The organism is Alkalihalobacillus sp. R86527 (genome assembly GCF_042466185.1).
In the GTDB taxonomy this organism is placed as follows: domain Bacteria; phylum Bacillota; class Bacilli; order Bacillales; family Guptibacillaceae; genus Guptibacillus.
The window spans coordinates 994,175-1,007,777 of record NZ_JAXHBW010000001.1 but is presented as its reverse complement, the minus strand read 5'-3'; the positions used below and the strand labels follow the sequence as shown (position 1 = coordinate 1,007,777).

The 13,603-nt window shown below is 39.7% G+C and carries 8 protein-coding genes; 3 read left to right on the top strand and 5 right to left on the bottom strand.

Going from position 1 to position 13,603, the window contains the following annotated elements:
* The first annotated feature begins 84 nt into the window (after positions 1-84).
* Positions 85-474: a hypothetical protein gene (locus tag SJY16_RS05105; protein ID WP_377888013.1), complete on the top strand. Its 390-nt coding sequence runs from the start codon at positions 85-87 to the stop codon at positions 472-474.
* Between the two features lie 283 nt (positions 475-757).
* Here SJY16_RS05105 and SJY16_RS05100 read toward each other — a convergent pair whose 3' ends face one another.
* The 4 genes from SJY16_RS05100 to SJY16_RS05085 all read right to left on the bottom strand — a co-directional run bounded on the left by SJY16_RS05100 (position 758) and on the right by SJY16_RS05085 (position 6,985).
* Entirely contained in the window at positions 758-1,600 is an 843-nt protein-coding gene (locus SJY16_RS05100) for an aldo/keto reductase (protein WP_377888012.1), read from the bottom strand.
* Between the two features lie 739 nt (positions 1,601-2,339).
* Positions 2,340-4,409: a right-handed parallel beta-helix repeat-containing protein gene (locus tag SJY16_RS05095; RefSeq protein ID WP_377888011.1), complete on the bottom strand. Its 2,070-nt coding sequence runs from the start codon at positions 4,407-4,409 to the stop codon at positions 2,340-2,342.
* A gap of 267 nt (positions 4,410-4,676) precedes the next feature.
* On the bottom strand, positions 4,677-5,657 hold the full coding sequence (locus tag SJY16_RS05090; protein ID WP_377888010.1) for an ornithine cyclodeaminase family protein: 981 nt from the start codon (positions 5,655-5,657) through the stop codon (positions 4,677-4,679).
* Between the two features lie 23 nt (positions 5,658-5,680).
* The gene (locus tag SJY16_RS05085; RefSeq protein WP_377888009.1) at positions 5,681-6,985 is read right to left on the bottom strand and encodes an MFS transporter; all 1,305 of its coding nucleotides are present in this window, start codon (positions 6,983-6,985) and stop codon (positions 5,681-5,683) included.
* 164 nt (positions 6,986-7,149) lie between these two features.
* Between SJY16_RS05085 and SJY16_RS05080 the strand changes: the two genes are divergently transcribed.
* Positions 7,150-7,677 carry a helix-turn-helix domain-containing protein gene (locus tag SJY16_RS05080; protein WP_377888008.1) on the top strand — a complete coding sequence of 176 codons (528 nt, stop codon included), beginning with the start codon at positions 7,150-7,152 and terminating at the stop codon, positions 7,675-7,677.
* Positions 7,678-7,780: 103 nt separating this feature from the next.
* Here the strand turns inward: SJY16_RS05080 and SJY16_RS05075 are convergent, their stop codons facing one another.
* Entirely contained in the window at positions 7,781-10,975 is a 3,195-nt protein-coding gene (locus SJY16_RS05075) for an SNF2 helicase associated domain-containing protein (protein WP_377888007.1), read from the bottom strand.
* Positions 10,976-11,312: 337 nt separating this feature from the next.
* Here SJY16_RS05075 and katG point away from each other — a divergent pair, with 337 nt between their 5' ends.
* The gene (gene katG, locus SJY16_RS05070) at positions 11,313-13,559 is read left to right on the top strand and encodes a catalase/peroxidase HPI (protein WP_377888005.1); all 2,247 of its coding nucleotides are present in this window, start codon (positions 11,313-11,315) and stop codon (positions 13,557-13,559) included.
* Positions 13,560-13,603 lie beyond the last annotated feature (44 nt).

Here is a 13,603-nt window from a genome sequence, read left to right as displayed (position 1 = left end):
TCGCTGCATTATAATGTTAATAGTAAGGTAGAGTTGAGCGGGATTACCGCAGAAGAGAAATAAAAACAGTATAAGGGGGATTCTATGGAGAGCAGTTTTTTGTTCTTGTCATCGCTGGTTGTTTCCATCATCTTATTTTCCATAGCAATTTTTCAGGTGTTATTATCCCTTGGCTATCCTTTAGGAGAGTATGCGATGGGTGGGTATCACAAAATCCTTCCAACCAAGTTGCGTATCGGGAGTGCGTTAAGTGCGTTGCTTCTTTTAATGATGGGGTTGGTTTTCCTCCAACATACGAATGTCATAGGTTGGTTACCATTCTCTTCAACAACTACACTAGTTTGGGTCATGACAGTATTTCTTGGTATCAATACATTAACAAACCTCTTATCGCGAAGTAATAAGGAACGCTTTGTGATGACTCCCATAGCATGTGTAACCTTTTTCTTGAGTTTGTTGATTGCTTTATCATAGTTACGGCATTAGAAAAACGCTCAAGTTTTGTAACGGGTTCTGTGGTGTTAACTAGAGTAAAGTTTATTGAAAAGTTCGATTTGTTTAAAATTAATTTGAAATTGAGAAGAGAAACCTAAGGAAATGTGAGGGGAAGTATGAGGAAATACCAAAATGAAAAATCCATACCAAAAACCATGGAATAAGTAGCGGCGATTGGCTTATTGAAGAAGTGAATACATGGTGAAGAAGAGAGGATGCCCTGCTGAAGAGCATCCTTTTCTTATTAAGTATTTAAATCAACTCAAAACTCTTCATAAGTAGCTGGGTCTTGATCTTTCAATCGCCCATTTGGTTTCGTTAATTCAGCCATAATCGCCATTTCTGTTTCATTTAACGAAAAGTCAAATATAGAGAGGTTCTCATGCTGACGTTCTGGAGAAGAAGACTTAGGGATCGGAATGGCTCCTAATTGATAATGCCAGCGTAAAATCACCTGAGAGATTGATTTATTATGTTGACTAGCAATTTGACTGATCGTTTCATTTTCTAAAATGTCAGTTACACGAGCTAGTGGGCTCCAGGATTGTGTTTTGATGTTATTTTGTTGATGAAATCTTCTCTGTTCTTCCTGATTGAAGAAGGGGTGTAGTTCAATTTGATTAATGCTTGGCTTTACGCCTGTTTCCTTTTCCAGTTGCTCTAAGTGCTCCGGAAGGAAGTTACATACGCCAATCGAGCGAATGAGTCCCCATTTCTTAGCGTCAATTAAAGCTTGCCATGCTTCTGGATAAAGACCTTGTTTAGGGTTCGGCCAGTGAATAAGGTACAAATCATAATAATCCAGGTTAGCTCTATATAACGACTCTTGAATGGCCGTAACGGCTTTCTTATATTCTTGATAGCGACCTGGTAATTTAGAAGTGACGCGCAACTCATTCCTAGGAACTCTACTTCGACGAATAGCTTCGCCTACGGTTCCTTCATTTTCGTAATTGTAAGCCGTATCGATGAGACGGTAGCCAACGTCAATTGCGCTATTAATCGCAGTTGCCCCGTCATTTCCATTTAATTTATAAGTACCGAAACCGATAGCAGGTACAGTTAGACCATCATTCAACGTTAGTTCAGGGATTGATTCCTTCAACAAAGCTCATTCCTTTCAATAATAATCAACTTTATTATCTCACTATAAATCTACCACTCCCAATAAAATGCAAACATGTGTAAGCGTATTAACAATAAATATATTTGTGAAGGAAGATGAGGTCGGTTGAAAGATATTAAATTATTGTCTAGAACAGATCAGATAAGCTGTCTTAACAGTAATTGATAAGAGCAGTTTAATTTTGAAGTTGGCATAATCAAAATAATGAAGCAGAATCTTTTCCCTTTTCACTATTTTTCAGAATATTAATCTATTGGCTGCATTATCTGACGGTCCTGAATAAATGTCTAGTTTAAGTTTTCAGTATGAAGGTAGGTCTTGACTTAGGACAGAAAGATTCGTTATTTACCATCTTCAAGTATCTCGGAGCTTATCTTAAAAAGATAGGCTCCGAATTGTGAAATAAGAGATAAATTTATTAGAACCGTTTTGAGATAATTGGAATTGACGAGTAGAGTTTTAATTTATATGTTTTCAATTGGTGTTTGAATTCTAAAAAGTATAAAAAGAAAGAAAGCTAAAACAAATTCTTTATATTCAACAATCTCGGAGCTTTAAAAAACGGCCAGAGGCAAATAGTCTCTGACCGTTTTTCTTGTGCGATTTATTTGTTGTTTATGATATGAATTAGGATGCCATTTATTTGTACAATTACGTGTTTGTACTTCAAAACAGATCCCGTTACAAGTTCTGAGCGTTATTTTCTATTATTTTTGTTTTAATCACAGATTTCAGGTGGATCACTTCTCCCATACTCATTCTCAATGAAGCTGTTATTTCTATTCTCCACTTTCACATCATAAGGGATGTTTCTAAATAACTTATTTCTGAGCAAAAGATTATGACTAGCTTTCTTTTCAAGTACAACTCCATTCATTTTGTTACCGGAAATGGTGTTTCCTTCTAAATTATGAAAGCCTGTTTCTACTAACACGCCGCTTTGTGAGTTAAATTGAATACTATTTCCAGCCACATGATTGCCTTCATTATTAAGTCTTACACCACTTAATATATTGGCTAGGATCTTGTTCCCGATAATAGCACCTGAACCTAGACCGGCTATTTCATGAACACCATTATTGTTATTTTCTTTAATCTCATTATTGTATATAAAATTGAAACCAGCGTTGTCCGCAATCCCGTTCATTCCGTTAGAAATAAAACGATTTCGTGTAACGGTACTACCTACCGTTGTATTCCCTTCATAGTTAACGGCGTTTCCACCGTTCGCATGAACCATATTATCGACGATCCATGTGTTCATCGCTTTGATTCGAATGCCATCTTCAAGTGCATGTGAGATGTTGTTTTGCCATATGAGAGTCGAGAATGCGAGAGAAAGTTCAATTCCGTTTCCTTTTAAAATGTTCTTAATGTCATTCTCCACAAGTGAAACACCTACGCCTCTCACAAAAATTCCGTTATCGATATAATTCTTAATCTTGAATCCTTGAATGAGTAAAATACTAGATGATAGATCAAAGGCAACACTCAATTTGTCCTTCCCATCGAGTGTCACGTGGTTCCCTTTAGCGATGATTCGAATACCGGACTTTGATAGCGGCACCGTGACTTCTTCATGATACACACCGTTCTCTACGAAAATCGTACTACCAGGAGATGAGGCATTCACTGCTTCAGAGATTGTTCCATAGTCATTTGGGACATTGATGACCTGATTTTTCGATTGATTTGTCCCTTGAGGTGAGTGATGAGGTGGCATGTTACTTAGAGTGTTTTGGAGAATCGTATTCTTCCTATTTTTAACGACGAGGTCATTCTTTCTATTGCGTTTGAAAAAGTTTCGAAAAACAAGATTTCTCGTTGCTTTCTCTTCTAATACGATACCGTTTAGATTTTCAATAAATCGGTTTAATTCAAGAACGTTTAACTTTCCTTCTACATGGACACCAGAACGATTATTCCCTACGAAATCATTGTCTAACGCTACATTTCCAGGAGTATTCATCGCTAGTCCATTGACTCTATTGTTCTCGACCTTATTTCCTAATGTAATTGAGCCACCAAGACTAGATGGGAGGTCAATACCTTCTTTTCCATTTTCACTAATATCATTATCAAAGATAAGATTAAACCCTTCATCTTCTAGTATTCCGCTTCCTCTATTATGCTGAATGACATTTCCGACAATATGGTTACCGATCGTTTGGATGCGAATGCCATTATGACCGTTCTGACGGATAGCATTATCAACGACCCATACGTTTTTCGATTGAAGATTAATACCATCATGACCTGCACTCGAGATAATATTCTTCCAGATGAGATTAGAGAAAGTTCCTTTATCCAACTGGATGCCGTGTCCTTCCTTCACCCCATGAATCGTATTTTCGATTAATTTAACTCCGTATACACCTGTAACTTCTATTGCTGATTTTACATAATCTTCAATAACGAAACCATTTACTTCAACATCATTCGCCATCAATGTAAATGCTTGTTTTAGTTTTCCACTTCCGTCCAAAATCACCTTGTCTCCAATTGCGATAAAACGAATGGAAGGCTTGTCGGAAGGGACTGTAATACTTTCATGATACGTTCCATTTGAAACGAGTATTGTGTCCCCAGGATTCGCCTTTTTCACAGCCTTCGTGATCGTTTTAAAATCTTGTGGTACATAGAGCGTTTTTTGAAGTGTTTTAGCAGACGATGAAGACTGCCCTTTCGCCATCAACGACACAAGGTCTGCATGGTAGTCTTTCACACTTTTATTCCACTGTTCAAATAGTTTTTGTAACCCTAAAGGTAGATTTTCTCTTCTTGACATTCGTGTTCCACACCTTCTTTCAAGTCTCGAATACAACATGCTTCTATTAAGTAACTCAATCTACGTGATAGAGGCAAATAGCACTTATAGCATGTGTATTACCGCTTGGACTTGAATGCTTGTGTGCATGTCTAGTTAAGAAGAAAAATGTTAACAAATATAACAATCCTTTATTACTAAATCTAGACAAATGCAAAACGCAGTCAATATATATTGACTGCGTTTGAATCTTCTCAACCTTCTTAGTTTAGATTACAAGCGTGAAGGTCATACATCTACTTCTATCCCTGCACCCATTTCTTTAGCTTTTTTATATACACCCTTTGCGACTGCTAAATCAAAATATGCAGCACCTACTGATTTAAAGAACGTAATGTCATCATCATTATTTCGACCTTTTTTGGTTTTCGTAAGGTCTTCAAGCTGCGAAAAGACATTTTCAAAGGACCAGCTCTTGTTATTGTGTGCATGAATCAATTCCCCAGCTTCTTTTTTAACTCCCTCTAAATCATCAACCACAATTTTGTTAGCACGCGTTACAAAGTACTCATCCACTTCTCTCATATGAGGCATATAAGATCCTACCCCATTCACATGAGTTCCAGGTTGAACATCTTCTCCCAAAAAGACTGGCTCATCAGAACGAGTTGCACAGCAAATGATATCTGCTTCCCTAACTGCTAAAGTGGTATCTAGTATGACTTCAAAAGGAACATTTATCCCCTCAGATGCTAGTTTCTCACCAAACTTTTGCGCTTTTTCAGGGGTTCGATTAACGAGTAAGATCTTATCAATAGGTCTTACTTCCATAACAGCTAGTACTTGTTCAAATGCCATAGCTCCAGTACCGATAACCGTTAATACTTTGCTATTTTCCTTTGCTAGGAACTTTGTCGCAATTCCACTTAAAGCACCCGTGCGTAATCTTGTTAAATAGGAGGCATTCATAAGAGCAAGATGTTCTCCATCCGTCCCGTTAGACACTACCATGACTCCTTGCGTAGTGGACTTTCCTTGCGATGGATTGTCTGGAAAAATCGTAACGATTTTCACTGCTGATAACTCACTAACCAAATCTGCACTAGGCATGTACAGTGCTGACGCTTCACGCTCTGGGAAATTTAGGACTGTACGGTGTGGATTATTAATTGTTCCCTCTCCCTTGGACGCTAACATTGATGAAATATCTTGCATTGCATCGCTCATGGTATATAATTGTTTAATTTCTTTTTCATTTAAAATAAGCAAATCGATTTCCTCCCAAAACAAGTTTAGACATGACTCTGATTTACAGAGAGGTTTCTTTTCCTTTGTAATTCACTGGTTCCCTTTATTGCAGAAATAGCAATCAGAGAAACAAGTGCCGTAAAAATAATATAAAGTGCAACTGGTATATAAGAATCACCAAAACGTGCTAGTAATGCAGTGGCAACTAATGGAGCTGTTCCACCAGCTAGTGCAGCACCAATTTGATACCCAAGAGAGATACCGGTATATCGCACTTTCGCATCAAATATCTCAGAAAATAACGTTCCTAGAACTGCAGTTATAGGTGCCCAAATAATCCCCAAACTAATGACGGTTGCAATTATTAATAATACTACTGAACCTTGTTGAATCATCCAGAAGTAAGGAAATGAAAATAGCCCCATACCTATCGCACCAAGTATGTATAGTTTCTTACGTCCTACTGTGTCAGATAAGTTACCCATAAATGGTATTAGAATTGTAGTTACAACTGTAGCAATCATAACTGCAGCTAAAATAGATGTTCTAGAAAAACCTAGGTTTACTGTTCCGTATGAAACGATAAATGTACTAAAAATATAGAATGGTGCAGTCTCTACGAATTTAGCGCCAATTGCAATCAATACCTCACGCCAGTGATACTTCAGCGTATCGATGATTGGTACTTTCGGGATGTCTCCAGACTCTTGTACTTTTTTAAATTCTGGTGTTTCGTCAATTCCCTTCCTGATCCATAATCCAAAAATAACTAGTAACGCACTCAGGATGAATGGTACTCTCCAGCCCCATGTCATGAAGGAGCCATCAGGAAGTAATGTCATTATCCATAATGCTATCGTACCCATCAACATACCAATAGTGACTCCCATTTGGGGAATACTACCGAACAATCCTCGCTTTTCTTTAGGAGAGTATTCTACAGCTAGTAGGAGTGCTCCACCCCATTCTCCACCAATCCCAAGACCTTGAATTAAACGAAGTGTGATCAGTAAGATTGGAGCCCAGATGCCAATAGCTTGATAGGTTGGTAATAACCCCATTCCAAATGTAGCAACCCCCATCAGACTCAAAGTTAATACAAGTGTTTTCTTTCTACCGATTCTATCTCCAATATGACTAAAAACCACTCCTCCAAACGGTCTAATAAAGAAAGCTAAGGCAAATGAGGCATATGCTAACAAAAGACCTACAGTTGGATCCTCATTCACAAAAAACAGCTGGTTAAACACCAAAGCTGCTACTGTTCCATACAAAAAGTAATCGAACCATTCAATTGAGCTTCCTACCAAACTTGCAATTAAGATTTTTCGAGTTTGTTTCTTGTTCAAGTAACTTCCTCCTTATACATAATTGAAGTGACACTTCAAATTCTATAACCACCATACTACATTTAGTAGAATTTTCTGTCAACAACGCTCTTTTTTTCTCGATAAGACTAATGTAAGATTAAGGGTAATGTATAAATAGTGATATCAATGAGTGAGGAATGCTTATGTCTGAGGATTCAATTGGAGTTATTCTAAAGAAATTAAGAAAACAAAGAAAGTTAACATTGAAGAGGTTAGCAGAAATTACAGGGGTATCAATCAGCTTTTTGTCGCAAGTTGAAAGAGGAAAATCGAGCGTCACATTAGAATCTTTAAAGAAAATCGCTGATGCCCTTCAAGTCAATCCAGGAGTGTTCTTTGGTGAGGACGATTCGAATAGATTAGAAGAAAATTCGAAACCATTTTATTACAGAAATTTATCTAACGGTATTGAAGATGCTGTTTTCACTCCTATATTGGTAACTTTACAGCCTGGTGAAAGCGAAGGTAACGCCTTTTCTCATGATGGACATGAGTTTCTATTCGTTGTAAAAGGGGCTTTAACCGTAGAAATTGAAGAAAAACTTTACCGTTTTAATGAACAGGAAACAATATTCTTTGATGCGAACAAGAAACATTATTGGTATAACTATACAGACTCCATCGTACAGTTTTTAGTCATCTCTTCTAAAACAAAACGAGTCAAAGACTAAACCAAACAGCGATATGGGTTAAATACATAATCCCCCTTGCACTAGCAAGGGGGATTTTCATATACAAAATAAAATTGGTTATCTGATGTTACTTTCAAAAGGCCTATGAAAAGATATCACGTATATCTTCTTCCGTTAATGTCGTTCGCGCATTCTCACCAGAATTCACAATGTCTGAGATGAGCTCTCTTTTTTTATCTTGAAGGTCATTCATTTTCTCTTCGATCGTGCCACGTGCAACGAGCTTGATGACGTTTACCACCTTATCCTGGCCTATGCGGTGAGTACGATCTGCTGCTTGCTCCTCGACTGCAGGGTTCCACCACAGGTCATATAAGACTACGGTATCTGCTCCAGTTAAGTTGAGACCAGTACCTCCCGCTTTTAAAGAGATGAGAAACAGATTCCTTTCACCATTGTTAAACCGATTACACGTTTCTAACCGTGACTCTGCAGGCGTTTCTCCATCAAGATAGAAATAAGGATACCCTCGTATTGTGAGTTCTCTTCCGATCAATTTAAGCATCTGTGTGAATTGAGAGAAAATCAAAACTCTTCTACCAGAAAGGCGAGAATCTTCGATAATGTCGAGCAGCTGATCAAACTTCGCTGAACTCCCTTTGTAACCGTCTACGAACAGTGAAGGGTGACAACATATTTGTCTTAGTCGTGTTAAGCCAGCCAAGATTTTAATCCGATTCTTACGGATCGTATCTCTGTCCAGGTGCTTTAATGTATCTGTCTTTAGCTTCGCTAAGTAGGCAGCATAAAGTTTCTTTTGTTCAGGTAACAGTTCCGTTAATTCAAGCGACTCCATTTTGTCAGGTAGCTCAGCAAGCACATCCTCTTTCATTCTACGAAGTAAGAAGGGACGCACTCTTCGTGCGATGGTTTTCCTTGTTAAATGACTATAGTCTTTCAGCCCTCCAAATAATTGTGGGAACACGACATAATAAATCGACCAAAGCTCTTCGATGGCATTTTCGACAGGTGTGCCTGTTAATCCAAACTTGTTGTCTGCTCTAAGCTTCTTAACCGCGCGCGCCGTCTGCGTACCGGGATTCTTAAAGGCTTGCGCTTCATCAAAGAAGACCGTATGAAAGGTTTGATGCTCATACCATTTGATATCTCTACGGAGGAGCGGATAGGATGTGATCAACACGTCTACTTCTCCACTATCCTTTTGTAACGTTTCTCGGTTCTTTTTATTCCCATCGATCACAATCGCTCGAAGGTTTGGCGCAAACTTCTTGATTTCGTGTAACCAGTTATAGGTGAGCGAAGATGGACAAACGATCAGAACGGATTTCTCGCTCTCACGAATCGGCGAGAGCTCAGATGTGATGTAGGTGATGCTCTGCAACGTTTTACCGAGTCCCATATCATCAGCTAGTACGCCACCGAAGCCATAGCTAGCTAAGGTTTTCATCCATTTGTATCCTGTGATCTGATAATCTCGCAAGATGTGCTCTAATTCGTTTGGCACTTCAATATCCAGGCGTTCAGGATGATAGAACCCGTCTAGTAGATTCTTGACAGACGCTTCTTTTTGAACGACCTCACCCATTGTATTTAGGAGAGGAATACCCTTTCTGACCGGGAGATTTAACGTCGTTTCAAAATCCTCATCCTGCGGTGGTACAGACGTTAGAAAGCGATGGATCTCCTCCATTTCACTCGTTTCAAGCGATAAGAGAGACCCGTTTGGAAGTCGGTAATATTTCCGCTTTTCTTCTAATGCTTCTAATATCTCTCGAACTTGATTATCTGAAATCCCATCCATTTCAAACTTAAATTCCAGCCAGTTCGTGCGTTCCCTCTTTTTATGCTTAACTCGAATAGTAGGATGATTTTCCTTTTTCACAAGTCGATTCCGAACAGACGTCGTCGCATAGAGTTGTACCTTCTTTTGCAGCTTTGGAACGATATGATGAAGAAAATCATATTCGAGTGCTTCATTTTGCATATGATAACCGCCGTCGGTTTTGGAAAACCCACTTTCGTCCATGAGTGTGAGAATTTCTTCTTCCTTATCACGATCTCGAATAACAGCCTGACCTGTTGGAGCGTCCCTGCTTTCGAGCGGCTGAATCATGATGCCATCGTAGTGAAATTCTAGTCCAGCGAGTAAACGATTCTTCAGCCGATCTAAATATAATTTTGCAGTGAGTGGCGTTTTGTAAAACCGCTGGTTGATTGCATGGGATAGCTGAACGTTCCCTATCCTTTTCAAGTCTGGAACGATTTTTTCGAGAAAATGATCGATATGGTGGTCAGGAATCAGAATATGATTCGTACTATTGGAAGGAAGCATTTGCGTAAGTTCAAATAAACGATCACAGTCTTGCCAATCCAATTGAAACATTTTCCCATCATATAGAACGGAACGATATGATTTCAAAATGAGCATTCGTTCCAAACCTTTCATGGTTAACCGGAAGGTATCCGCCCGTATTTCGTCGAATAAAAAGGTGATTGGTGGCGTTTCGTCTATTATTTGAATGCTATTAAATAACTGACCGTTATATTCGATTTTCGCTACTGATCCAGTTGTTAAAAGTGGAACAAGCTTCAACCACGTTGATGGTGGAACGAGTAGCAGCCTATCTGTGATCAAACCATCCGCTATCGTATCGATTGTTTCAAGAAATGCTTCTTCATCCAGGACAACTCGGATAAGGTGATGTACAATCGCATCTGCTTCCACTGAAAAGTAATGGATCGTCGGGTCATACATAAGCCCAGTAGAAAGTTTGCTCGCCTTTCCTTGTTTGATATCCAAAAGAAAGTCTCGAACATGATGCAATTTCTCGTGTTCTATTTCTACTTCGATCCCTAGGAAGTACTCACAGTCCCCCACTGAAACTGGTTTACAAGTAAACGTAACATCAAGAGGTTTTCTATTCTCGAAAAATCGTTGTTGTCCACTCGTTCTTGTAGGTTTCTCATTGAAAAGCTTCATAAAATCTTCAGTCAGTTCACCGTGCGTTGTCGAAGAATCAGGTAAAACCGTTCGCTGTTGATAATTTTTAATCGCTATTAACACCGCTGCAATATGCTGACAATCTTTTTGAAAATTCAATAAGGAAGGACAGCTACATTCACCCACATAGTCTCCTGCCAACCCTTTTGCAATCGTCACATGAAACTCTTCTGTTCCAGTAACCGTCGCTTCACAATAGTCCTTACGATATTCATTCATTTTCACTTTATTCGAACGATAATAAGCCTCCCCTCTTTTGAAGGAAAGGTTACCGCATTTTTCTATTATCGTTTTGTTGTTTACGTTAATTTCCATGGGTCTTCGTCCTTCTTTTCATTATTGAGGCGTTCTTGTATTTAGCGTGCACCGAATCTAATCGAACTCTTTGTCTCATTTTACCATAGGTAATGTTCATTTATTTAGCCCGCTCACTAGCAGCTTTCAATGACACTAGTCTTCTTACTTGAAGACTGTTTTCATAGGATCTTTTGACTTTAAAGCTCATCCAACAAAAATTCTCATACTAATAGACTCACAAAGTTTTTTGAAAAATAGAGTCGTTTTTCTTTCAAAATGACTATTAATTTATTATAATTATAATCTAAGAAACGTTATCATGATTTTTACTCATTTTTAGGAGGGAAAATAACATATGGATAAAAACGAAATGCACGATAGCCAAGCTGCAGCTGGACAATGCCCTGTATCACATGGGAAAACACAAGAGGAAAGTGCAATTACAACAACACAAGTTGGTACAACTAACAAAGATTGGTGGCCTAACCAACTGAACCTTCATATTCTGCATCAACATGATAAGAAAACAAACCCGCTAGGAGAAGACTTCGATTACGCAGAAGAATTCGAAAAACTAGACTATTATGCACTGAAACAGGATCTTCGTGACGTGATGACAAACAGTCAGGACTGGTGGCCAGCTGACTACGGCCACTACGGACCACTTTTCATCCGTATGTCATGGCACGCTGCCGGTACATACCGTACTGGTGATGGACGTGGCGGTGGAGCTACTGGAACACAGCGTTTCGCACCACTTAACAGCTGGCCAGATAACGCCAACCTTGATAAAGCACGCCGACTCTTGTGGCCAATTAAGCAAAAATACGGAAACAAGATCTCATGGGCTGACTTACTTGTCCTAACAGGTAATGTTGCGCTTGAAGACATGGGCTTGAAAACATTTGGTTTTGGCGGTGGACGTGAAGACGTTTGGCACCCAGAAGAAGATATTTATTGGGGAATGGAGAAAGAATGGCTAGAAGACAACCGTTATTCAGGTGATCGTGAGCTTGAAAGTCCTCTTGCTGCGGTACAGATGGGTCTTATTTACGTTAACCCTGAAGGACCTAACGGTAATCCAGATCCGCTCGCAAGTGCACGCGACATTCGAGAAACGTTTGCCCGTATGGGAATGAACGATGAAGAAACAGTGGCACTAACAGCTGGTGGTCATACGTTCGGTAAAGCACACGGTGCAGGAGATGCAGAAGCACATGTTGGTGCAGCTCCAGAAGCAGCGGAGATTGAGGAACAGGGCTTAGGTTGGAAGAGCTCTCACGGTAGCGGTAAAGGACGCGACACGATTACAAGTGGTGTCGATGGGGCTTGGACAGCGAATCCAACGAAGTGGGATAACGGATACTATGATTTACTATTCGGTTACGAATGGGAGCTAACTAAGAGTGCAGCTGGAGCGAATCAGTGGAAGCCCGTGAACCCGAAAGAAGAAGACCTTGCACCAGATGCTGAAAATCCAGCATTAAAAGTAAATACAATGATGACAACTGCTGATATGGCTCTTCGTGAAGATCCTACTTATGAGAAGATTTCACGTCGCTTCCACCAGGACCCAGAATACTTTGCAGATGTATTCGCACGGGCATGGTTCAAATTGCTTCACCGTGATATGGGACCTAAAGCAAGGTACCTCGGACCTGAAGTACCGCAAGAAGACTTGATCTGGCAAGATCCAATTCCAACTGTCGATTACGACTTAACAGACAGAGAAATTGAAGATCTGAAATCTAAGATCCTAAGCTCAGGGTTAACAACTAGTGAGCTTGTAACAACGGCTTGGGCTTCTGCAAGCACATTCCGTGGGTCCGATAATCGTGGTGGTGCAAACGGTGCTCGTATTCGTCTCGAGCCAATGAAGAATTGGGAAGTAAATGAGCCTGAACAGCTTTCAAGAGTACTATCTGTCTATGAAGATATTCGAAAAGACCTCGATAAGAACGTTAGTCTAGCTGACTTAATTGTCCTTGGTGGTAGCGCAGCTGTAGAAAAAGCTGCGAAAGATGCAGGCGTCGATATTACTGTTCCATTTTCTCCTGGTCGAGGCGATGCTACGGAGAAGCAAACAGACGTTGAAAGCTTTGACGTACTAGAGCCAATGGCAGATGGCTTCCGCAATTACCAGAAGAAAGAATACACGTTGAGCCCAGAAGAACTTCTTGTTGATAAAGCACAATTACTTGGTCTTTCTGCACCTGAAATGACTGTGCTAATTGGTGGAATGCGTGTTCTAGGAACAAACTATAACAACTCGAAGCACGGTGTATTCACAAATAACGTTGGAACGCTTACGAACGATTTCTTTGTGAATCTACTCGATATGGGTATCGAATGGAAGCCGAAAGAATTTAATGAATACGAAGGCCGCGATCGCAAAACAGGCGAGCTTGTAAGAACAGCTTCGCGTGTAGACCTCGCCTTTGGTTCAAACTCAGTCCTACGTGCGGTTGTTGAAGTATACGCACAGGAAGATAACAAAGAGAAGTTTGTGAGAGATTTCGTTGATGCATGGGTTAAAATCATGAATGCTGACCGTTTCGATCTCAAAACAAACAAGAACGTCATTACGTCTCAAAACGCATAAACAAGAAAGTACCTTATCATGATGGTTGAATCGAAAAGAGCTTG

Coding starts and splice junctions, on each gene's coding strand:
- SJY16_RS05105 (WP_377888013.1), top strand. CDS start 85: ATGGAGAGCAGTTTTTTGTTCTTGTCATCGCTGGTTGTTTCCATCATC.
- SJY16_RS05095 (WP_377888011.1), bottom strand. CDS start 4,409: ATGTCAAGAAGAGAAAATCTACCTTTAGGGTTACAAAAACTATTTGAA.
- SJY16_RS05080 (WP_377888008.1), top strand. CDS start 7,150: ATGTCTGAGGATTCAATTGGAGTTATTCTAAAGAAATTAAGAAAACAA.
- SJY16_RS05075 (WP_377888007.1), bottom strand. CDS start 10,975: ATGGAAATTAACGTAAACAACAAAACGATAATAGAAAAATGCGGTAAC.
- katG (WP_377888005.1), top strand. CDS start 11,313: ATGGATAAAAACGAAATGCACGATAGCCAAGCTGCAGCTGGACAATGC.